Source organism: Paenibacillus sp. FSL K6-1096 (genome assembly GCF_037977055.1).
GTDB lineage: Bacteria > Bacillota > Bacilli > Paenibacillales > Paenibacillaceae > Paenibacillus_AQ.
Window position 1 is genome coordinate 5,634,682 of the sequence record NZ_CP150274.1, and the last position, 20,900, is coordinate 5,655,581.

Sequence of the window (20,900 nt, forward strand, 5' to 3'; positions counted from 1 at the left end):
GCCTTTGTACACTTTTCTATGCCCAGAAATCATACCCAAATAGCGAAAATGGGCTAAATTAGGTATAATGGTTCCATCTATGAAGGGAGCTGTGACGGTAATTGGACGACAAAATTTTGCATACGCTTGAATATCGCAAGATTTTAAATACATTGATGCAGTATACGCAGACACCGATGGGACGGCTGAGGGCTGAAGCGCTTACGCCCTCCGGCGATTTCGAGGGAGTGAAGCTGCTGCTGCAGGCGACGGATGAAGCGGTGAACGTGGACCGGCTGAAGGGAATACCTTCGTTCGGCGGCGTGACCGATATCCGGCCTGCGCTGAAGCGCGCGCAGATCGGCGGAATGCTGGGCACTACGGAGCTGCTCGCGGTTGCGAACACGGTCGGCGGGGCCCGCCGGGTGAAGCGGTTCCTTAGTGCCATGCATGAGGATGAGAATATTCCGATGCTGTATGCGCAGAGCGATCTGCTCTCCGAGCAGAAGCCGGTGGAGGATGCGATCCGCCAGTGTATTGATGAGAATGCTGATATTATGGATTCGGCCAGCCCGGAGCTGGCGAATATCCGCCGCGAGCTGCGCGGCGGCGAGACCCGTATCCGCGAGAAGCTGGATTCGATGATCCGCTCATCTTCGGTGTCGAAGATGCTGCAGGATCAGCTGGTTACCATCCGCGGGGACCGGTTCGTCATTCCGGTCAAGGCGGAGTACCGGGCCCACTTCGGCGGGATTGTCCACGACCAGTCCGGGTCGGGGGCCACGCTGTTCATTGAGCCGGAATCGATTGTGGCGATGAACAACAAGCTGCGGGAGACCCGGCTGCGTGAGGAGCGGGAGATCGAGATCATCCTGCACCGCCTGAGCGCGCTGGTCGGCGATATTGCTGAAGAGATGACTTACGATATCGATATCCTGGGCGGGCTGGACTTCATCTTCGCCAAGGCGCGCCTGGCGCGCAGCATGAAGGCGATCCAGCCGCGCATGAATGACCGCGGGTATCTGCGGCTGCGCAAGGGCCGCCATCCGCTGATTCCGGCGGAGCAGGTCGTGCCGCTGGATGTGGAGCTGGGCAACCAGTACAGCTCGATCATCGTGACCGGCCCCAATACGGGCGGGAAGACGGTTACCCTGAAGACGATCGGGCTGCTCAGCCTGATGGCGATGTCGGGCCTGTTCATTCCGGCTGAGGAAGGCAGCCAGCTGTGTGTCTTCGATGCCATCTATGCCGACATTGGCGATGAGCAGAGTATTGAGCAGAGCCTCAGTACCTTCTCCAGCCATATGACCAATATTATATCCATTCTGAAGCGGATGACCCCAAAGAGCCTTATTTTGCTCGATGAAGTGGGAGCCGGGACAGACCCGGCAGAGGGTTCGGCGCTGGCGATTGCCATTCTGGAGCATATCCACCGTACTGAATCGCGGATGGTGGCAACGACCCACTACAGCGAGCTCAAGGCTTATGCCTATGAGCGCGCAGGGGTCATTAATGCCAGCATGGAATTCGATGTGCAGAGCCTGAGTCCGACTTACCGGCTGCTGGTCGGTGTGCCGGGACGAAGCAATGCGTTCGCGATTGCCGAGCGGCTGGGAATGCCCGGGGCCATTCTTGAGCATGCGCGCGGCGAGGTCAAGGAAGAGGACCTGCGCGTCGAGCATATGATTGCTTCGCTCGAAGAGAACCGTCTTACCGCCGAGAGTGAACGCGAACGGGCGGAAGCGGTCCGCCGCGAGGCGGAGGAATTCCGCAAGCGGCAGCAGCAGGAGCTGGAGAAGCTGGAGAGCCAGCGTGACAAGCGTCTGGAGAAGGCCGAGAAGGATGCCAGCGACATTCTTGCCAAGGCACGCAAGGAAGCCGAGGAGATTATCAGCGACCTCCGCCGCCTGGCGATGGAGGAAGGGGCATCCGTCAAGGAGCATAAGCTGATCGAGGCGCGGCGGCGTCTGGATGAGGCAGAGCCTGCTCCGCGCAAAAAGACAGCTCCGCGCAGCACCTCCAAGGCGCCGCGCAAGATTCAGCCCGGGGACGAAGTCAAGGTGGCGAATGTGAACCAGAAGGGCTTCGTGGTCGAGCTGAGCGGCGCGAAGGAAGCCGTTGTGCAGTTCGGGATCATGAAGATGAAGGTCAACCTCAGCGACCTGGAGTTCGTAGCCTCCGCCCCGGATAATCCGCCGCCGGCGCTGCGCCGGGCCACTACCGTTAAGCGTACGCGCGATGAGAGCATCCGCAGCGAGCTTGATCTGCGGGGGGCTAATCTGGAGGAAGCCATCATGGAGACGGACCGTTTCATCGATGAGGCCTTCCTGGGCAATCTTGGGCAGATCTCGATTATTCACGGCAAGGGGACGGGCGTTCTGCGGACCGGGATACAGGAATATCTGCGCAAGCACAAGCATGTCAAAAGCTACCGGCTTGGGAATTACAATGAAGGCGGCGCCGGTGTTACCGTAGCTGAACTGGAGTAGCGTCCTAACATTCCGGCAGAAAGAGGGAGAAGTATGCAGTATAATATTGATCTTTTGCTGGAACATCCGCTGGGCGCGCTGCTTGGTTATTTTACCGTAGCCATCCTGGGTCTGGTCGTCTTCCTGTCATTCTTCGAAATGGTGACGAAATACAAATGCTGGGAAGAAATCCGCAAAGGGAATGTGGCTGTAGCCATGGCGACCGGAGGCAAAATCTTCGGTATCTGCAATATCCTGCGCTTCAGCATTGAAGCCGGGGCGTCGATCTATGAGACCATGAAGTGGTCGCTTGTGGGCTTCCTGCTGCTGCTGCTGGCCTACTTCCTGTTTGAATTTCTGACCCCGGTGTTTTCGATTGATGACGAGATTGCCGCAGATAACCGGGCAGTGGGACTGATCGCGCTGCTGATCTCCGTCTCTCTGTCCTACGTAATTGGCGCTTCTATATTCTAGACGGGGGAGCGGAGCTTATGAAGATTCTGGTACGGATTCTGTTCGTGTCCGCTCTGGCGTTCCTGGCGGCCGGCATCATCTATTTAACAGTGAATTGAACCGAATGTGAGATATGAAGGAGATAATTACAGATGGAAACAACAGTATGCCCATGGTGCCATACCGAGATTGTATGGGACGAGGAGTTCGGCCCGGAGGAGACTTGTCCGCATTGCAACAATGAGCTTAGCGGTTATCGCACGGTGACGATTGGTGCCGAGGATCTGGAGGATGAAGAGCCGGATGCCACTGACAGCTCTGCAGATGATGAGGTCAGCGATGACCATCTGTGGGATGACGAGGATAAAGACGGTGTGGTGCCTATCTTCAATACGCTGGTCCAGTTCGGCGATGATTATGACCTGAAGCGTTATGAACAGAGCGTCTCGGAGATTCTGGCCGCACAGCTTGAAGCGCCGGAATGTCCGCAATGCCATGAGCTGATGCTCCACTCCGGTAAGCAGCAGGTGGAGGGCTTCACTCCGGCAGCGCCGGAAGCGCTGGGCGGCGGACCTGTTCTGAAAGCGCCGTTCGCGCTTAATCTGTTCGTATGCCCTTCCTGCTTCCATGTACAGCACAGCCTGGCCCAGGAGGACCGCATCCAGCTGGTCCGTAATCTCAGCAAGCCGGCCGAATAATTAGCGTTCATGATTTCCCTGCCGTCTGGACATCTTAGTTAGAGATGAGTAATCAGAGGGCAGGGAGGATTAGCATGACAAGTTCAGTTCGGAGACAGGCAGCGCTGCTGCTGGCCGTAGGCGGACTCTATCTGCTGGCTACGGTGCTTGCGGGAACGTTCCTGAATGTATACCTGTGGAAAAGCCGCCAGAACTTCGCCATGATCGGCTGGTTCACGGTTGCCCAGCAGTTGGCCGTAGGCTTAAGCTTCTGGCTCGGAGGCAAATGGGTGAAAGAGCATAACAAAATGAATGCCCTGCGGCTGGGACTTGCCGTATCGGGCTTTTTTTATTTGCTGGTGCTGTGGCTGCGGGGAGATGCGGTCCATTACATCTGGCCGCTGGGCGGAATTCTCGGCCTGTCCATCGGGCTATACTGGCTGGCCTTCAATATTGTGTTCTTCGAGATCACGGACGCCGTGAACCGGGATTTCTTCAATGGCTGGATGGGGCTGCTCGGTTCCCTGACCGGCATTGTCGGCCCTTGGGTCTCCGGCTGGATGATCTCCTTCTGGCACGGCGAGCGGGGCTACCGTATCGTCTTCATGCTGTCGCTCTGCATCTATGGCGTCGCTGCGGTCCTCAGCTTCGGCCTCCAGCAGCGTCCGCGCGGCCAGGCCTACCTGTGGCTGGAGCCCTGGCAGGAGCTGCGCCGCAAGGGCAGCCCGTGGAGACCGGCCGCAGCGGCGCTGATGTTCCAGGGCATCCGCGAGGGCGTGTTCTCCTTCCTGCTCGGGCTGCTGGTCTACATTGCCGCCCAAGAGGAGAGCAAGCTGGGGCAATACGCGCTGATTACCTCAGCCGTATCCCTGGTCAGCTATTACGCAGCAGGCAAATGGTACAAGCCCCGCGCCCGCCGCAGCGGTATGCTGGCCGGCAGTCTGCTGCTGACCGCCTTCATCCTCCCCCTGCTGTGGAAGGTCAATTACACCACCCTGCTGGTGATGGGCATTGGCACCTGGCTAAGCCTGCCGCTCTATATGCTGCCGATGCTCTCTACCACCTTCGACCTGATGGGCGTCACCGAGGAGAGCGCCGGCAAGCGGGTCGAGCTGATGGTGCTCCGGGAGCTCAGCCTCATGAGCGGCCGCCTCCTCGGCCTGCTGATCTTCATCGCCGTCCTGTCGCAGAGCCAGTCCCTGCGCACCATCACGCTGCTCATGCTGGTGCTGGGCGCCGCGCCGCTGGGGAGCTGGGTGGTGGTGCGGGGGGTGTTGGAGCAGAGGGGGAGGGTATGATTGTTTTATTATTGACATCTTTCCCCCACTACTTCTTACAACACCCTAAACTCATTCCTACAAAACTCAATCAAGCCGTCCCGCTTCATCCATGCCAGCTCTCTGGATAGGGCGCTGCGGTCTACGTCCAGGTACTCGGCCATGGCTTGCCGGTCAAAGGGAATCGTAAAGGTTTCTGTTCCAGCTTCACGCATAACTCTTGTTAAATAAGTTAGGACCTTATCGCGGATAGTCGGCATAATCAGACAATCGTTCCGGTCATGCAGTTCTAACGCGCGTTCAGCAATACTGTCAAACAGATTGCCAAGTAATTGTTCGTGCCCCATACATAGCTTCGTGCAACGGCTCAAGATGTTTTGGATCGGAATAAACAGAACCTCAAGCGGTTCTAAGGCTTTCACTGACATCGGGCATCTTCTTCCCCGGCTAGCTGCTGTGAGAACAGCGGTATATCCGCCCGGATAATGGAGGGATACAATAATTTGTTTTCCCGTGGGGCTGAGTTTCGTGCTTTGAGCGGTACCCTGCAATATGATGCCGAGATCATCCACGTAATCGCCCTCACGGACAACCATCTCATCCTTTGCATATTCTTTGTGTGTGGCTGACAGATATTTAAGCATTTGGGGAATATCACTTAAGGAAATTCCGGCAAATAAACGTGATTGACATAGGGAGTCTAAGTTGTTCATGAAGACTTCTCGTTGCATGTGCAACATCCTTTTTCTTTTCACTATACTATATTAATCATACATACACACGAAGTTTAGCCGTCTTGTCTAATGTCAGAACGGAGGAAGAACCATGCAAACGAAAGAAGATTCAATCAAAGCGAGAAACCGGCTGTTATCATCAAAGGTTATTAAAAATCTGCAAAACAGAAAATTTGAGGCTTACTACTGTGACAACGCCATAGAAGCTGCGGAAAAGGCAATATCCTTAATTCCGGAGTATTCTTCGGTATCTTGGGGCGGGTCAGTCACGCTTGAGGAGATCGGACTGCTTGACCGGGTACGTCAAGGCAGTTATACCATCATTGACCGTGATACAGCGCAAACCATGGAGGAACGTTATGATCTCATGCGCCAATCTCTTTTGTGCGACACCTATTTAACCAGCTTTAACGCCGTTAGCGAAGACGGGATACTGGTCAATATCGACAGTGTGGGCAATCGGACGGCAGCGATTACTTTTGGACCGAAAAGTGTGGTAGCTGTCGTTGGGATGAATAAGGTGTGCAAGACCGCAGAAGATGCAGTGATACGAGCCAGAACCTATGCGGCCCCTATTAACGCAACCCGTTGTTCGAGTTCATCCAGCCCATTCCTGCATTCGCCGCAAAAAACGCCCTGCCTGATCAACGGTGCCTGCGGAGATTGTAAATCGGATGATTGTATCTGTTCTTATATCGTCGAAACCAGAATGTGTAAAACAGCGGGGAGAATAAAGGTTATCCTCGTTGGTGAAGCTTTGGGATATTGAGGTCGGAAATTTCGTGAATAGCGGCTAATGGATAGGAGAAGATCTCCTGTATTCCAGGCCGCTATTTTATATTTTAGGAGGAAAAGTTCTTCTAAAGTTAGACTGAATAGCTGACACAGAATATACTGAAAGGAGCAGTATTAGAACAAATTCCGGAGGCAACCACTCAAATGACAATTGCCGAGCTAGACTTAATTGAACAACTCATGACAAACGCTATCTCCAAGGCTGATTTCTTACAATACTTCACAGTGGATGTTGTGCAGAATCCGAGCTATGTGCTGAAGCTGTTGGGGGAGGCTTATACAGGGAAAAGCGCTGAAGAGGTCGAATATTCCTTATTCATCGGTTTCTCGTTTGATCTCTTCACCAAAGATTACGTGGACATCCTCTGTAAATTGATCGAGTCGGATTGGCATGTTCAGCATGAGAATATAGCGGGGATTCTGCAGAAGCTGAAGTCGCCTGCCAGCGTTGAATCCCTGTACGCTGCGGCAATCACACCTCTCAATTATTTAGAATATGACGATTCCTATGCATTAGCGGTAAAATGTATCTGGGCGCTCGGTGACATTGGCACGGGGGAGTCCAGACGTAATTTGAAGCTCCTTGCCGAATCTGATAATGAGATTATCCGAACCAACGCGCTGCAGCAACTGGAACGGACGGCCGACGCAGCAGACAAAATAATCATGGCCCATTACAATAAGCAAACAGTCAGAGTCTATCAAGCGTATAATCACACAATTGCCGATGAGGCAGTGAGCCTTGGGCGATTCGGGCCTTCTTTTAAAATCGATAGAATGACTTGGATCAAGCCTTCTTTCTTATGGATGATGTACCGGTCGGGCTGGGCGACCAAAACGGATCAGGAACGGATCTTGGCGATTGATATTACCAGAGAGGGCTTCGATCATATTTTGTCACAGGTCGTTCTGTCCTCCTATGACCGTGACCTGTATGCTTCCCGGGAGGAATGGCAGACGAAATTACAGGCTTCCCCGGTGAGATGCCAATGGGACCCCGATAGAGATATCTATGGGAATAAATTAGCGCGCAGAGCCATTCAGTTAGGTCTCAGGGGCGAGATGGTGCATAACTATATTCATAAATGGATTGTGGAGATCCGCGATATTACAGAGTACGTAGCCGATACCAGAGCGGCGGTACAATCCGGGAAGTTCAGCGCGGAGCTGTTGCCGCAGGAGGAGCCGTACCCTTTGGAGAATTCTATCAAAAGAACTTTAGGCATACTGGCAAGGAGAACCTATGAACATTAGAGTGTTGATTGTAGAGGATGACCCGATGGTAGCGAAGTTCAACCGCCATTATCTGGAGCAGGTGCCGGGCTTCGAGTATGCTGGCTGGGCTGCTACAGGGGATGAAGCGATGACGATGCTGGAGAAGCAGCGGGTGGACCTGATGCTGCTGGATATTTATATGCCGCATACAAGCGGGCTGCAGCTGCTCTCCACCCTGCGGGAGCAGGGGAGCAAGGTGGATATCATTGTGATCTCGGCGGCCAGCGACAATGCGAGCATCCGCAAGGCGCTGCAGAACGGGGCGGTGGATTATCTGATCAAGCCGTTTGAGTTCGCCCGCTTCCAAGCGGCCTTGTCGGCTTACCGTGAGGATTATAAGCTGATGCACAAGGAGCATCTCAGCCAGGAGCAGCTCGACAAGCTGCTGCGTCATTCGCAGGGGGCGGAAGAGGACAAGCCGGCAGTGCTGCCTCTGCCCAAAGGGCTGGCGGAAGGCACGCTGGAGAGCATCTGGAACACGATCCATGAGCTTCAGAGTCCGGTATTCTCCACGGAGGATATCAGCAGCCATGCGCCGATCTCGCGGATCTCGGTGCGCAAATACCTGGCTTTTCTGACCGAAGCGGGCATTCTGGAGATGGAGCTGAGCTACGGGGCGGTCGGCAGACCGGTGTATATGTACAAGGTGAAGCCTGAAGGACACCAGTTGATCAGCAAATATATCTAATATGAAAAGCTCTACGAATAAGCAGCAATCAATTACCATATGGAGTCACGGCTGCGTTAAGCGGACCATGACTCCATTTTACTTCATGCACGCAGCTAGCGCATACAGGGTCACTCGAAGGCCTGATGCAGGGCCAGCGGCTGGAACGGGTTGATGATTTTGTAGGCGGCGAGGTGCGGGTTGTTCATATCATTGTCATAAATAATCATGTGCTGGTCACCCTTCAGGATGATGTCGAAGCGTTGCTTGCGGTCAGCCTGGACGATGGTAATATAATAGCTGTGCTTGTTGCCTGTGCTGACATTGCGGGCGGATTTCATCAGGCGGACGCCGGAGAAATCATCATAGATGCGCTTAATCGCCTCCGGTTCTGTCACCACAATATCCTTCTGCTCACCGGGAACAGAGGACAGGCGGGTAATTTCCAGTGCGGCGATATCCTCCAGGCGGAGGGTCCGGGCAACCATGCTCCTGAACGAAGTGTAGCGGCTTGCGGTGTAGGTCATCAGGGAGACGCCCGCAGCAGCCAGAATGGCACCGGCAAGCAGGTACTTATTGCTCTTTTCCATAGGTTCTGTTCCTCCTAATGATACGGATGTGTAAGCTCCAATTATAAAACTTCAGACGCATTCAAGGCAAATGTGCTTACTTTATTTACTATAACCATTTCTTTAATTACTAAATATTCAAGCGCGCTGACATTCAGGTTATGATAATTGTGAAAATATGCACAAACCAATTGGAGGAGAGCTTGAATGAACAGAAAGAGCTGGGCAAGTCTGCTGGGCAAAGGGTTGCTGCTGGCAAGTCTGCTGGTGTTGCCTGCCTGTAACAGTGACAAAGGGGAGTCTACAGACATCGTTATTATCGGGGGCGGCGGAGCTGGGATGACCGCAGCGCTTGAAGCACATAGCCAGGGAGCCAAGGTCATCCTGATTGAGAAAATGCCGATGCTTGGCGGCAACACCGTCCGCGCGGAAGGCGGGCTGAATGCAGCAGGAACACCTTATCAGGAGGCGGCCGGAATCAAGGACAGTCCGGAGCTGCATTTCGAAGATACCATGAAGGGCGGCAAGAATCTCAACAACCCGGATCTGGTCAGAACGCTGACGAACAACGCAGCAGCTTCGGTGGAGTGGCTGAAGGAGAACGGTGCGGAGCTGTCGGAGGTAGGACGCGCAGGCGGAGCCAGCGTGAACCGGATTCACCGTCCGAAGGGCGGCGAGGCGGCCGGGAATTTCATCGTAGTCGCACTGAAGAAGAAGCTGGAAGAAGAGAAGATTGACGTAAGAATGCAGACGACTGCCAAAGAGATTGTCAAGAATGATGAAGGCGTAGTTACCGGAGTGAAGGTGACCGACAAGGAAGGCAAGGAGTACACGATCAACGCCAAATCCGTGATTCTGGCCGCTGGCGGCTTCGGAGCCAATATGGATATGGTCAAGAGCTACCAGCCGCAGCTTGAAGGCTTCTCCACCACCAACCATCCTGGTGCAACCGGTGACGGAACAACGATGGCTGAGAAGATCGGCGCCAAGCTGGTGGACATGAAGGAAATTCAGATTCATCCGACCACCATTCCGGGTCAAGGCGTGCTGATCACCGAAGGGGTGCGCGGAGACGGTGCGATTCTGGTCAACAGTGAGGGCAAACGCTTCACGAATGAGCTGCTGACCCGTGATGTGGTGTCCCAGAACATTCTGGCTCAGCCTGGAAAGGTAGCTTACCTGATCTTCAATGATGAGCTGCGCTCCAATCTGAAGGCAACCGAGGTTTATTTCGGAATGGATCTGGTAAAAGAAGCCGCAACACCTGAAGAACTGGCTGCCCTGATTGATGTAGATGCGAATACGCTGGCCGAGACGGTGAAGACATATAACGGCTTCGTCGCTTCCGGCAAGGACACAGAATTTGAACGTCCCGATCTGACATTGTCTCTGGCCCAAGGCAAATACTATGCAATTCAGGTAACACCGGGAATTCATCACACGATGGGTGGCGTAGCAATTAATCCACAGGCTCAGGTACTGGATACTAATGATCAGGTTATCGCAGGGCTGTATGCAGCAGGCGAGGTTACCGGCGGGGTCCATGGTGCGAACCGTCTGGGCGGTAACGCATTGGCTGATATCATCACCTTCGGACGGATTGCCGCAGACGAAGCCGTGAAGACGCTGAAGAAGTAGAATATATAGGAGGAATTAACAATGCAGAAGTGGATGAGAACCATGCTGTTCCCGGCGGTAGCCGCAGTGAGTATACTTGTAGCGGGATGCTCTTCGTCTTCCGGGCAGTACGTGGACGGAACGTATGATGGAACAGGCAAGGGCGTCAAGAGCGACATTAAGGTAGCGGTGGAAATCAAGGATGAGAAGATCGAAGCCATTACCGTGCAGGAGCACAAAGAGACTCAGGCTATGATTGATGCGGCTGTAGAGAATACCATTCCTGAGATTATCGAAAAGCAGACCACCGAAGGCGTGGACGCCCTCTCCGGCGCTTCCGGCTCCAGCGGCGGCATCATCGAAGCCGTAGCCCAGGCTCTGGACCAGGCGAAGAAGAAAGAATAGTTCATTTATATACCAATTAAGCCCAGCACTCCTGTCTTCCGGCAGCAGAGCTGGGCTTGCTTCATTCCTGCGGAAGCCTCTGTGATCCGAGGGAAAATGGGCTGGCGGGCCTTACTTTACAAATCTGCCTGTAACCCATATAGTTCGGTAATATATAGAGAGATTAAGGGAGGGTGTAATCCCGTTGGCGAAGAAAAAAAGCTTCAGTCTCCGCACCATGGTCGCCGTAATGGTCTCGGCTGTGGTACTGCTGGTCCTGCTGCTCCTGTATATTATCTTCCGCAATCAGATCATCCCGCAGACCCGGCAGGCGCTGGAGGATAAGGCCATTACGATAGCCCGTACGATTGCCCTGATCCCGCTGGTCTCGGAGGGGCTTAGTGAAGGCGACAGCAAGAGAATTCAGGACTATACCTCCAGGATCGCCCGGCGCAACGATATTATGTTCGTGGTCGTCACCGATATGAAGGGCATCCGCTACTCGCACCCGGATGTGTCTCTGGTCGGGCTGCCGTTCGCCGGAGGCGGACAGGAGGTCTCCCTGCACGGCGGGGAGAGTATCTCTGAAGGGGCCGGGCCGCTGGGCAGATCGCTGCGCGCCTTCGTTCCCGTCTATAACAACAGAGGCCATCAGGTGGGAGTGGTGATTGCCGGCCTCTCCCTGGAGCGGGTCGAGCGTCTCGTCCGCCTGAATGAATGGACGATTATTGCGATTCTGGTCTCGGGAGCTCTGCTTGGAGCCGGAGGCGCGTTCATCCTGGGGGGACAGATTAAGCGGATGGTCTTCGGGATGGAGCCGGAGGATATCTCCAAGCTGCTTCAGGAGCGCAGCGCAATGCTGGAGTCGACGCGCGAAGGGATCATCGCCGTTGACCAGGAGGCGCGGATCACCATTCTGAACCGGGAGGCCCAGCGGCTGCTGAAGGGGGCGGGCATGGGCGGGCCGGCCCTGAACCGGCAGATTGCCGAGTATTGGCCGGAGCTGCGTCTGGAGCGGGTACTGGCCCAAGGGGAAGAGATCCGGGACCAGGAGCTGGAGCTGGGAGACAGCTCGCTGCTGGTGAACAGCCTGCCGGTCCGGGTCAACGGGCAGATTGTCGGGGCTATTGCCACCTTCCGCGATGAGACGGAGCTGACGGTGCTGGCGGAGAAGCTGTCAGGCATCTCGGTCTACGCCGATGCGCTGCGGTCCGGTGCCCATGAATACATGAACAAGCTGCATGTTATTATGGGCATGACCCATATGGGCCTGTATGATGAGCTGCAGCAGTATATTCTGGGAACGGTCAGTAATTACCAGAAGGAGATCGGGTCGATTACGAGGCAGATCAAGGACCCGGTGATGGCCGGTTTCCTGCTGGGCAAGCTGAGCCGGGCGCGTGAGGCGGGCATTGAGCTGCTGCTGACCGAGGACAGCTATCTGCCGGAGCCGGCCGATGCGCAGGTGATCCATGAGCTGATTACCATCGCCGGGAATCTGCTGGACAATGCGCTGGAGACGCTGGGAGCGTTCCGCGGACAGGACGGGAAGCGGGTGGAGCTTGCTTTTCAATATGAAGAGGGGCGGCTGTTATGTGAGGTCAGCGACAACGGCCCTGGAGTTCCGGCGCACCTGAAAGAGAAGATCTTCATCCAGGGCTTCTCCTCCAAGGGAGAACACCGGGGCATCGGACTCTATCTGGTTAAGAAAAGCGTAGACAAGCTGAATGGCCATATTGAGCTGGCCGCCGGCTGCGGCACGGGAGCACATTTCATAGTGGACGTGCCGTATGCGGTGAAGGATGAGGCGGACCTGTGGGCTGTGCATTGCCAGTATCGCAGCTGCCGGTCAGGCCTCTGCAGGCCGGAATTAAGTCACTTACTTTAGTTACAAAACTATTTAATTATTTACGGAAGCTTCCAAGACCTGCCCGCTTGCCGCTATGATAATTGTGAAAATATGCACAAGGGGGCAGTCACAATGAATAAGAGAGTAACAGCGGCGCTCATCCTGGTCCTGTCGGTGATGCTGGTGATCGCAGGCTGCGGAAACAACAATGCGGGCGGCAGCAAGAATGAGAGCCAGGGAGCGGGCGGCACAGCTACAGAGCCGGCAGCAACAGAGGCTGCAGCAACCACGGCGCCTAAAGAGACAGCAGAAGCCGTATCGGGAGCATCTGAAGCCAGCTACACACCGTATGACCAGTTACAGGATAAATATGATATCGTCATTGTCGGCGCCGGCGGCGCGGGAATGTCTGCGGCGCTGGAAGCCAAGGCGGCCGGCATGAATCCGGTGATTCTGGAGAAGATGCCGGTGGCCGGCGGTAATACAACCAAATCCTCCTCCGGGATGAATGCCTCGCAGACGAAGTTCCAGAAGGAGCAGGGGATCGAGGACAGCAATGACCTGTTCTATGAAGAGACCCTTAAGGGCGGACATGATACGAACAACAAGGAATTGCTCCGGTACTTCGTAGACAATTCCGCAAGCGCGATTGACTGGCTGGATTCGATCGGCATCCGCCTGAACAATATTACGATTACCGGCGGGATGAAGGAGAAACGCACTCACCGTCCGGAGGACGGCTCAGCGGTTGGGCAATATCTTGTAGCCGGACTGGTCCGCAATGTTCAGGAGCAGGGGATTCCGCTGTTTGTCAATGCAGATGTGAAGGAACTGACCATGCAGGACGGCAAGGTGAACGGCGTGAAGGTGCTGTTCAACCAGAAGGACGAGAAGGTCATCTCGGCTTCAGCCGTTATCGTCGCCACCGGCGGCTTCGGTGCCAACAAAGAGCTGATTGCCAAGGTCCGCCCTGATCTGCAAGGACTGGTTACGACCAACCAGACCGGCAGCACCGGCGACGGCATTACAATGATTGAGAAGGTTGGCGGAACTACAGTGGATCTGGATCAGATTCAGGTTCACCCGACTGTACAGCAGGAGAAATCCTACCTGATCGGCGAAGCGGTGCGGGGCGAAGGAGCGATTCTCGTCTCTGCTGAAGGCAAGCGCTTCGGCAATGAAATGGATACGCGTGACAAGGTAACGGCTTCGATTAATAAGCTTCCTGAGAAATCGGCTTATCTGGTCTTCGACTCCGGTGTGAAATCCCGTGTCAAAGCAGTGGATCAATACATCAAGATGGGTGTGGTCAAGACCGCAGATACGATCGAAGCGCTGGCGGATCAGATCAAGGTTCCGGCGGCTGAATTGAAGACTACGGTGGATACGTGGAATAGTGCAGTGAAGAGTAAATCGGATGCAGCCTTCGGCAGAACGACCGGGATGGACAATGATCTGTCCGGCGCTCCGTTCTATGCCATTCAGATCGGCCCGGGGATTCACTACACGATGGGCGGCGTGGTCATCAACACCAACACTGAGGTACTGGACAAAGACGGCAAGCCGATTTCCGGCCTGTTCGCAGCGGGTGAAGTGGTCGGCGGACTGCACGGCGAGAACCGCATCGGCGGGAACTCGGTCGCTGAGATCATTATCTTTGGGCGTGAGGCAGGAATCAAGTCGGCAGCGTTTGTCAAAGCTCAAGCGAAATAATAATATCTATATAATAAGCAATATCAAAAAGGGATGCTCCCTAGCCGTAACAGGCTGCGGAGCATCCCTTTATCGTATTTACGGCTGCACCGCCGGTGACGGCGCAGGCTTGGCGGAGCGGGTCAAGGAGAACAACTCCAACTCCGGGCGCACCTTGCCGGCCAGCGTATCCGCCAGCAGCTCGGCGGCGATCATGCTGTAGACGGTACCGTTCCCGCCGTAGCCTTCAATGAAATAGCAATGCGGGTATTCTGGATGCGACCCCATGTACGGCAGTCCGTCGTGCGTCGAGCCGAACACTGCCCCCCAGGAGAATTCAGCCTTGATGCCTTTCAATTCCGGGAACAGGGCCGTAACCTCCTCCACCAGACGCTCGCACTGGGAGAGGACCCTGACCTCACGCCGCTCCACGCTGGTCAACTGTTCATCCTTGCCGCCGGCGATGATCCGTCCTTCCGGCGTTGTGCGGAAGTATAGATACGGGCGGGCTGTTTCCCAGAGCAGGCTTCGCTCATGCCACTTTGGAAGGCTTGACAGCGGCTCTGTCATGATAGCATAAGTGTTGATGAGCTCTGCGCCCCGGTCCTTCTTCATCTCCTGGGTCTCATACCCCATGGCGAAGACCACATTCTTCGCATAGATCCGTCCGTTCGCGGTATGGCAGATGACGCCGTCTTCGTTGTACTCATAATGGAGGGCTTCGGTCTGCTCATAGACCCGGACACCCCCCGCATGGGCTTTGTGAATCAGGCTATGCACTGTACGCAGCGGATTCGTCTCCGCATCGCCCCTTGAATATAACGCTGCGGGTTTGGAGAATGAATAGTGCGAGCGTACCTTCTCCTCGTCCCAGAATTCGGAGTCAAAGCCGTGCTTGATCAGATTCTCGTTCTCCAGCTTCAGCATCGCCACATCTTCCGGGCTACTAGCATACAGCAGACTGCTGCGTTCAATAATCTGCGGATCAATATCCAGCTTGCCGGACAGCTCCAGAATGCGGCTCATGGCCTGCTGGCAGAGTCTGTAGAACAGGACGCCGTTCTCTTCCCCGAAGGTATTCATGCAGGCGGTCAATGACTTGTCATTGGCAATCTGCAGCAGGCCGGTATTGGCATGGGTGCTGCCGGTGCCAACCTTTCTTTTCTCGATAAGCACAGTCTCTGCACCGCTGAGGGACATACGGTAAGACATCATAGCTCCGCCCATCCCGCCGCCGACAATCAGACAGTCACAGGTGATATCTTGCTCCAGCACCGGATACTCCGGCGGATCGGGTATTGTTATTTCCCAGGGCAGCTGCCCGCTGACGAGTTTCATGGATAGATCGCTCCTTTATGTGATCCAGAGTTGTATTATTTGCATTGTAAAAGGGTCTCATGCGCGCCTCATCCGGGATTCTTCAGGCACATAAACCGCCTGGCTCCGCGGCATACTAAGGAACGCTTGAATAACCAGAAGGAGGGAATACCCAATATGCAATCCAACCAAATGCAGGCGCTTAGCGGAAAAGAACTGGAATATATCGCCGATTCTATTTCCAACGAGGATCTGCTGATCAAGCAGCTGGCGGCGACAGCCGCAACCACACAGAACTCCGCCGTGCGGGGCATCTGTCTCCAGCAAATGCAGAGCCATAACCACCATATGGATGTGCTGGTCCAACTGCTGCAGCAGCATCAGCAATATGCGCCAACTCAGCCGCAGTAAGCGAACAGATTCCTATAAACCCTAAGGAGGTTATACTGTGTACGCACAAAATGGAACGTCATTTATGGCAGATGAAGATTTACTGAACACGATTCTGGCCGATTTGAAGCGGACAGTCCGTGAATATACCACAGCAGCCACAGAATCGAATTGCCAGGTGGTCAGACGGACATTCAATGATCTGACCATGGATACCCTAAGAATTCAGGGTGATCTGTATACGCAGATGTCGCAGATGAACATGTACACCCCTCCCGGCAAGGCCTTGCGCCAGGACCTGGACAAGCAGCTTCAGACCGCCCAGCAGACCCGGCAGAAGCTGCAGCAGTTCGTCCAGCAGAAAACGGGCGGTGCCGGAGCCTACAATCAGGCCCACGCCTCCAATGTCTCCCAGCACCAGCCGAACGTGCAGCAGCATGGCGGCTCCTACTACATGTAATGTAACCCTGAGGCGGGACCGGTGAAGCAGAAGAGCGCTTACCCGGACGCCCGGGAGAACAAGCAAGTTCAAGACCCCGCCCCGGCGGGGTTATTTTCGTTTGCAGAACTGTTATTTTCATGTCATATTAATACTAAACTCTTTTCGCAGGAGGCTAGGGGAATGAATGAACTGAAGAGGAAAGTGCTGGAACTGCTCAAGGAGGATGCGCGCAGCTCAACCGCCTTGATGGCAACTCTGCTTGGTGCGGAAGAGGAGGATATCAAGACCGCTATCGCACAGATGGAAGAGGATCATGTCATTGTGAAATATGCAACGGTGGTCAACTGGGATAAGGTGGATGAGGAGCGGGTAACGGCGCTGATCGAGGTGCAGATTACACCGGAGCGGGGCCGCGGCTTCGAGGGGATTGCCGAGCGGATCTATCTGTATCCCCAGGTCAAATCCGTCTATCTGATGTCCGGAGCGTACGATCTGCTGGTTGAAGTGGAGGGCCGCAATCTGCGTGAGGTCGCCAATTTTGTCTCCGAGAAGCTGTCGCCGATTGATTCTGTTCTCTCCACCAAGACGAATTTTACGCTCAAAAAATATAAACAGGACGGTATCATCTTCGAAGAGCACGAGGAAGACAACCGTCTGATGATATCTCCGTGAAGGGTGTAAGCCATGATCATTAATAACAGTCAGCATACAGGAGATAAAGGCAAGTCGATGAACGCTTATTTGGCCCCGCTCGTCCAGCAGATTCAGCCTTCGGGCATCCGCAAGTTTTTTGATCTGGCGGCGGGCAGCAAGGATATTATCTCGCTTGGTGTCGGGGAACCCGACTTCAAGACGCCGTGGCATGTCAGGGAAGCCTGCGTCTATTCGCTGGAACGCGGCTTCACCGGATACACCTCCAATGCGGGAATGCCGGAGCTGCGCGCCGGAATTGCCGAATACCTGGAGACCCGCTTCGCGGTGCAGTACGATCCGGCGAATCAGATTATCGCCACGGTCGGCGGCAGCGAGGCCATTGATCTGGCGCTCCGCGCCCTGATCTCCCCGGGAGACGAAATTCTCATTCCTGAGCCATGTTATATCTCTTATTCTCCGATTACCGCCATCGGCGGCGGAATTCCGGTAGGGATTGAGACGTTCGGGGAGAATCAGTTCAAGCTGACCGCCGAAGACCTGGAGGCGAAGATTACTCCGCGCTCCAAGATTCTGATTCTCTGTTATCCCAGCAACCCGACCGGTGCGATTATGAGCCGTGAGGACTGGGAACCGATTGCCAGAGTAGTAGAAAAGCATGATCTCATCGTCATCTCGGATGAAATCTATGCCGAGCTGACCTATGGCAGCAACCATGTCAGCTTCGCCTCGCTGCCGGGCATGCTGGACCGGACGATTCTGGTCAGCGGCTTCTCTAAGGCCTTTGCCATGACGGGCTGGCGCATGGGATATGCCTGCGGGCACCCGGACCTGATCTCGGCCATGCTGAAGATCCACCAGTACACCGTGATGTGTGCGCCTTCGATGGGCCAGGTGGCTGCGCTTGAAGCCCTGACCAACGGAATGGAAGAGAAGGACCGGATGACCGATTCATATAATCAGCGCCGCCGGCTGATTGTCAAAGGGCTGCGCGAGGCCGGACTTGAATGCCATGAGCCGCAGGGCGCTTTTTACGCTTTTCCGAGCATTAAGGCTACCGGGCTGACCTCTGACCAGTTCGCCCAGCGTCTGCTGCTGGAGCATAAGGTCGCCGCCGTACCGGGCAGCGTCTTCGGTCTGGGCGGTGAAGGATACCTGCGCTGCTCGTATGCGACCTCAGTGTCCCAACTGAATGAAGCGGTGGAGCGGATCGGGAACTTCGTGGCCCAGCTTGCCCGTGAAGGGGCGTAGGCAGCCGGCCTTAACGATTGTAATGCAGCAAATGTAGCGGATCATCCTTCTGTATGGTATTATTTTACTCTAAGGACAATAAGCACCTGAGGAGGGATGATTGTGCTGGGCGCAGATGCACAGAGGCTCTCGCTTGAAGCTGAAATCCAGAGCCTTCGCAGCAGAATGGAACAGCTCTTCATGCAGGAGAAGTCGTTTACCTCGGATAAGGTGATTGCCGTCAGCAGCCTGTTAGACACTAAGATTAATGAGTATATGAGAGGCCGCCACCGCAAGGGTGAATAATGCGGCCCGGTTTATATTGAAACGGATGTCTGCCTGTCTGGGGATGTCCGTTTTTTTGTCACTAGTACATCGTCAGGTTTAATTTTATGAATCGGATCAGTAAGACGAACATTGGATTACACACCGGCTCGCGGTCGCAATGTGTTCGGTTTTTCTCATCTTTTTGGACTCTATAGCTTATCATGGACTAAATCTTAAAGGTGGAATTCTCATGGTCAAAGTGTTCAAAAGCGAGACTGGTAAAACCCAGGTACTCCGCTCCTATGACGGGCTTCTTGCCAGCTGGGGAACAGCGTACCAAGAGCTTGAGGTGGAGACGCCCTACGGGACAACCCATTGCATAACGGCTGGAGCGGCTGAGTTACCGCCGTTGCTGCTGTTCCATGGAGTAGGCGACAATTCGGCCGTGATGTGGCTGCTGAATATGAAGGAGCTGTCACAGCATTTCTGCTGTATTGCGGTAGACACGCTGGGCGGGCCGGGGAAGAGTGTTCCGGGGGAGCTGTTTCACAAACGGACCTTCGATCAGGTGGATTGGATCAGCAGTGTCGCGGATGGTCTGGGACTTGGAGACTTCTATGTGGCCGGTGTATCGAACGGAGCCTATATGGCCTTCAATTATACAGTGAACGGTCCCGGCAGAGTGCTGCGGGCGGTCTGTATGGAAGGAGGAATGGTCACGGCCCCTGTCAAAAGCATGATACATACCCTAATGATGATGTTCCCGGAGATTCTCGTCCCCACACATAACAATCTGCTCAAGGCAGCCCGCAAGCTCAGCTCGCCTGCCTCGGGGCTTTTTGATAAGCATCCGGAGGTCGGGGAGCATCTGGTGCTGTTAATGCGCAGCCATAACCAGCAGGCGATGTTCGCCCACAAGCTCCAGCCCTATGAAAAAGAGAAAGCGATTGCATTCAGAGATAAATTGTACTTCCTGCTGGGGGATTATAAGCTGGGGCAGAAGCGGGAACTGACCCGGACGCTGGACGGCGGCGGGTTCCGCTACACAGTTATCCCGGATGCCGGACATGGCGTAAATCATGAGCAGCCGGAGCGGGTGAACCGGGAGCTGGTGGGGTTTCTGAGGGGGAGTGAGGGAGAGCTATGATTCCAGAATCGGTCAGACAACAGGTATTCGGGGAGCTTGGCCGTCCGCCTGAAGCCGTTAAGCTGCTTGGAGGGTATTCAGACAATGTATTTGAGATTGAGCGTGCTCCAGGAAATCCAATCGTGGTCAAAATATTGGATCACACCGTAACCCCCAGGGAGCATACACGCTCGGAGCTGGAGTGGCTGAGTTATCTTGGGGCATGTGATGTACATGCGATACGCCCGATGGATGTGGAGCCTGCGAAATATTTACACCAGGTGTCGGGACCATTCTATTATATCCTCTATCACAAGGCTGAAGGAGTACATGCCGATCTAAAAGATGAGAATGTCTGGAATCCGCTGCTATTTGTCAAATGGGGGGAAGCGATGGGGAAGCTGCATCTCTGTGCTCAGAGCTACAAGGCTGTTTATCCGCGACCACATTGGCAGGAGCATACCCTGTTCCGGCAGAACTTGCTTAGAGCAGACTCTTTTTTATCTGAAAAATGGAGGGGCTACCAAAGAGAATTCAAGCTGCTATCCGCCACAAAAGAAGAATTTGGACTGATTCACGGGGATCTTCATTCGCATAATTTCCTGCTGGATAACGGCAGGCTAACCGTAATAGACTTCGGGGATTCAGAATATCACTGGTATGATTATGATATTGCCATTACGATCTATCACATGGCGCAGACTATACCTGAAGGAGCCGGCAGAAGAATGGCTGTGCTCGAATTTTTTGAAGCTTTTATGAAAGGATACCATGGTGTAAATCCCCGTATAGCATCTGTGGATCGGATCAACTACTTCATAGATTACCGCCATCTCTACTCTTATACCTATCATTCAATATATTCAGAGCCTGGTACGCTGAACGAAGCACAAACATCTTACCTCGCCCAAATGAGGCAGAGTCTTGAAGAGGGAGGGCCGTGCCTGGGGTTTAGTCTAACCTGAGTGTACTGCCAGTCCGGATCAGTCCGAGTACTCTTCCGGTTCAAGGCTGCATACCAATAACCCCCTGTGTGTGTCT

Annotated in this window: 21 protein-coding genes; 18 read left to right on the top strand and 3 right to left on the bottom strand. The window is 54.4% G+C overall.

Annotated features, from left to right (window positions below):
* Positions 1 to 101: 101 nt before the first annotated feature.
* The 4 genes from MHI24_RS24885 (at position 102) to MHI24_RS24900 (ending at position 4,875) form a co-directional block, all read left to right on the top strand.
* Complete coding sequence (locus MHI24_RS24885; RefSeq protein ID WP_340022218.1) at positions 102 to 2,468, top strand: endonuclease MutS2; 2,367 nt, start codon at positions 102 to 104, stop codon at positions 2,466 to 2,468.
* 33 nt (positions 2,469 to 2,501) lie between these two features.
* Positions 2,502 to 2,921, top strand: a complete 420-nt coding sequence (locus MHI24_RS24890) for a DUF350 domain-containing protein (protein ID WP_340022219.1) — start codon at positions 2,502 to 2,504, stop codon at positions 2,919 to 2,921.
* A 131-nt stretch (positions 2,922 to 3,052) separates the two neighbouring features.
* Complete coding sequence (locus MHI24_RS24895; protein ID WP_340022220.1) at positions 3,053 to 3,598, top strand: hypothetical protein; 546 nt, start codon at positions 3,053 to 3,055, stop codon at positions 3,596 to 3,598.
* A 74-nt stretch (positions 3,599 to 3,672) separates the two neighbouring features.
* A complete protein-coding gene (locus tag MHI24_RS24900) occupies positions 3,673 to 4,875 on the top strand; it encodes an MFS transporter (protein ID WP_340022222.1) in 1,203 nt (400 codons plus the stop codon).
* 35 nt (positions 4,876 to 4,910) lie between these two features.
* Here the strand turns inward: MHI24_RS24900 and MHI24_RS24905 are convergent, their stop codons facing one another.
* Entirely contained in the window at positions 4,911 to 5,567 is a 657-nt protein-coding gene (locus MHI24_RS24905; protein WP_340022224.1) for a Crp/Fnr family transcriptional regulator, read from the bottom strand.
* A gap of 112 nt (positions 5,568 to 5,679) precedes the next feature.
* Here MHI24_RS24905 and MHI24_RS24910 point away from each other — a divergent pair, with 112 nt between their 5' ends.
* The 3 genes from MHI24_RS24910 (at position 5,680) to MHI24_RS24920 (ending at position 8,346) form a co-directional block, all read left to right on the top strand.
* Complete coding sequence (locus MHI24_RS24910; RefSeq protein ID WP_340022226.1) at positions 5,680 to 6,357, top strand: lactate utilization protein; 678 nt, start codon at positions 5,680 to 5,682, stop codon at positions 6,355 to 6,357.
* A gap of 170 nt (positions 6,358 to 6,527) precedes the next feature.
* Positions 6,528 to 7,637 (top strand): DUF4291 domain-containing protein, encoded by a 1,110-nt coding sequence (locus MHI24_RS24915; RefSeq protein ID WP_340022228.1) that lies wholly within the window; start codon positions 6,528 to 6,530, stop codon positions 7,635 to 7,637.
* Complete coding sequence (locus MHI24_RS24920) at positions 7,627 to 8,346, top strand: response regulator (RefSeq protein ID WP_340022229.1); 720 nt, start codon at positions 7,627 to 7,629, stop codon at positions 8,344 to 8,346. Before MHI24_RS24915 ends, MHI24_RS24920 begins: the two co-directional genes overlap by 11 nt.
* 110 nt (positions 8,347 to 8,456) lie before the next feature.
* Here the strand turns inward: MHI24_RS24920 and MHI24_RS24925 are convergent, their stop codons facing one another.
* Complete coding sequence (locus tag MHI24_RS24925; protein ID WP_340022231.1) at positions 8,457 to 8,915, bottom strand: hypothetical protein; 459 nt, start codon at positions 8,913 to 8,915, stop codon at positions 8,457 to 8,459.
* 186 nt (positions 8,916 to 9,101) lie between these two features.
* On the opposite strand from MHI24_RS24925, the gene MHI24_RS24930 reads away from it, so the two are divergent.
* The 4 genes from MHI24_RS24930 (at position 9,102) to MHI24_RS24945 (ending at position 14,457) form a co-directional block, all read left to right on the top strand.
* Positions 9,102 to 10,532 carry a flavocytochrome c gene (locus MHI24_RS24930; RefSeq protein WP_340022233.1) on the top strand — a complete coding sequence of 477 codons (1,431 nt, stop codon included), beginning with the start codon at positions 9,102 to 9,104 and terminating at the stop codon, positions 10,530 to 10,532.
* 21 nt (positions 10,533 to 10,553) lie between these two features.
* A complete protein-coding gene (locus MHI24_RS24935) occupies positions 10,554 to 10,916 on the top strand; it encodes an FMN-binding protein (protein WP_340022235.1) in 363 nt (120 codons plus the stop codon).
* Positions 10,917 to 11,100: 184 nt separating this feature from the next.
* Positions 11,101 to 12,783, top strand: coding sequence for a DcuS/MalK family sensor histidine kinase (dcuS, locus tag MHI24_RS24940; RefSeq protein ID WP_340022237.1), 1,683 nt, complete (start codon positions 11,101 to 11,103; stop codon positions 12,781 to 12,783).
* Positions 12,784 to 12,876: 93 nt separating this feature from the next.
* Positions 12,877 to 14,457: a flavocytochrome c gene (locus tag MHI24_RS24945; RefSeq protein WP_340022238.1), complete on the top strand. Its 1,581-nt coding sequence runs from the start codon at positions 12,877 to 12,879 to the stop codon at positions 14,455 to 14,457.
* Between the two features lie 78 nt (positions 14,458 to 14,535).
* Here MHI24_RS24945 and MHI24_RS24950 read toward each other — a convergent pair whose 3' ends face one another.
* Positions 14,536 to 15,774 (bottom strand): FAD-dependent oxidoreductase, encoded by a 1,239-nt coding sequence (locus tag MHI24_RS24950; RefSeq protein ID WP_340022239.1) that lies wholly within the window; start codon positions 15,772 to 15,774, stop codon positions 14,536 to 14,538.
* A gap of 156 nt (positions 15,775 to 15,930) precedes the next feature.
* Here MHI24_RS24950 and MHI24_RS24955 point away from each other — a divergent pair, with 156 nt between their 5' ends.
* The 7 genes from MHI24_RS24955 to MHI24_RS24985 all read left to right on the top strand — a co-directional run bounded on the left by MHI24_RS24955 (position 15,931) and on the right by MHI24_RS24985 (position 20,824).
* Positions 15,931 to 16,164 (top strand): hypothetical protein, encoded by a 234-nt coding sequence (locus MHI24_RS24955; RefSeq protein ID WP_340022241.1) that lies wholly within the window; start codon positions 15,931 to 15,933, stop codon positions 16,162 to 16,164.
* 37 nt (positions 16,165 to 16,201) lie between these two features.
* A complete protein-coding gene (locus tag MHI24_RS24960) occupies positions 16,202 to 16,603 on the top strand; it encodes a spore coat protein (RefSeq protein ID WP_340022243.1) in 402 nt (133 codons plus the stop codon).
* Positions 16,604 to 16,765: 162 nt separating this feature from the next.
* The gene (locus MHI24_RS24965) at positions 16,766 to 17,257 is read left to right on the top strand and encodes an Lrp/AsnC family transcriptional regulator (protein WP_340022245.1); all 492 of its coding nucleotides are present in this window, start codon (positions 16,766 to 16,768) and stop codon (positions 17,255 to 17,257) included.
* 12 nt (positions 17,258 to 17,269) lie between these two features.
* Positions 17,270 to 18,487, top strand: a complete 1,218-nt coding sequence (locus tag MHI24_RS24970) for an aminotransferase class I/II-fold pyridoxal phosphate-dependent enzyme (protein WP_340022247.1) — start codon at positions 17,270 to 17,272, stop codon at positions 18,485 to 18,487.
* 102 nt (positions 18,488 to 18,589) lie between these two features.
* Positions 18,590 to 18,772, top strand: a complete 183-nt coding sequence (locus MHI24_RS24975; protein ID WP_340022248.1) for an aspartyl-phosphate phosphatase Spo0E family protein — start codon at positions 18,590 to 18,592, stop codon at positions 18,770 to 18,772.
* A 211-nt stretch (positions 18,773 to 18,983) separates the two neighbouring features.
* Positions 18,984 to 19,880 carry an alpha/beta hydrolase gene (locus MHI24_RS24980; RefSeq protein WP_340022249.1) on the top strand — a complete coding sequence of 299 codons (897 nt, stop codon included), beginning with the start codon at positions 18,984 to 18,986 and terminating at the stop codon, positions 19,878 to 19,880.
* Positions 19,877 to 20,824, top strand: coding sequence for a phosphotransferase (locus MHI24_RS24985; RefSeq protein WP_340022251.1), 948 nt, complete (start codon positions 19,877 to 19,879; stop codon positions 20,822 to 20,824). Before MHI24_RS24980 ends, MHI24_RS24985 begins: the two co-directional genes overlap by 4 nt.
* Positions 20,825 to 20,900: the final 76 nt, after the last annotated feature.

Coding starts and splice junctions, on each gene's coding strand:
- MHI24_RS24890 (WP_340022219.1), top strand. CDS start 2,502: ATGCAGTATAATATTGATCTTTTGCTGGAACATCCGCTGGGCGCGCTG.
- MHI24_RS24895 (WP_340022220.1), top strand. CDS start 3,053: ATGGAAACAACAGTATGCCCATGGTGCCATACCGAGATTGTATGGGAC.
- MHI24_RS24900 (WP_340022222.1), top strand. CDS start 3,673: ATGACAAGTTCAGTTCGGAGACAGGCAGCGCTGCTGCTGGCCGTAGGC.
- MHI24_RS24905 (WP_340022224.1), bottom strand. CDS start 5,567: ATGAACAACTTAGACTCCCTATGTCAATCACGTTTATTTGCCGGAATT.
- MHI24_RS24910 (WP_340022226.1), top strand. CDS start 5,680: ATGCAAACGAAAGAAGATTCAATCAAAGCGAGAAACCGGCTGTTATCA.
- MHI24_RS24915 (WP_340022228.1), top strand. CDS start 6,528: ATGACAATTGCCGAGCTAGACTTAATTGAACAACTCATGACAAACGCT.
- MHI24_RS24920 (WP_340022229.1), top strand. CDS start 7,627: ATGAACATTAGAGTGTTGATTGTAGAGGATGACCCGATGGTAGCGAAG.
- MHI24_RS24925 (WP_340022231.1), bottom strand. CDS start 8,915: ATGGAAAAGAGCAATAAGTACCTGCTTGCCGGTGCCATTCTGGCTGCT.
- MHI24_RS24930 (WP_340022233.1), top strand. CDS start 9,102: ATGAACAGAAAGAGCTGGGCAAGTCTGCTGGGCAAAGGGTTGCTGCTG.
- MHI24_RS24935 (WP_340022235.1), top strand. CDS start 10,554: ATGCAGAAGTGGATGAGAACCATGCTGTTCCCGGCGGTAGCCGCAGTG.
- MHI24_RS24945 (WP_340022238.1), top strand. CDS start 12,877: ATGAATAAGAGAGTAACAGCGGCGCTCATCCTGGTCCTGTCGGTGATG.
- MHI24_RS24950 (WP_340022239.1), bottom strand. CDS start 15,774: ATGAAACTCGTCAGCGGGCAGCTGCCCTGGGAAATAACAATACCCGAT.
- MHI24_RS24955 (WP_340022241.1), top strand. CDS start 15,931: ATGCAATCCAACCAAATGCAGGCGCTTAGCGGAAAAGAACTGGAATAT.
- MHI24_RS24965 (WP_340022245.1), top strand. CDS start 16,766: ATGAATGAACTGAAGAGGAAAGTGCTGGAACTGCTCAAGGAGGATGCG.
- MHI24_RS24970 (WP_340022247.1), top strand. CDS start 17,270: ATGATCATTAATAACAGTCAGCATACAGGAGATAAAGGCAAGTCGATG.
- MHI24_RS24980 (WP_340022249.1), top strand. CDS start 18,984: ATGGTCAAAGTGTTCAAAAGCGAGACTGGTAAAACCCAGGTACTCCGC.
- MHI24_RS24985 (WP_340022251.1), top strand. CDS start 19,877: ATGATTCCAGAATCGGTCAGACAACAGGTATTCGGGGAGCTTGGCCGT.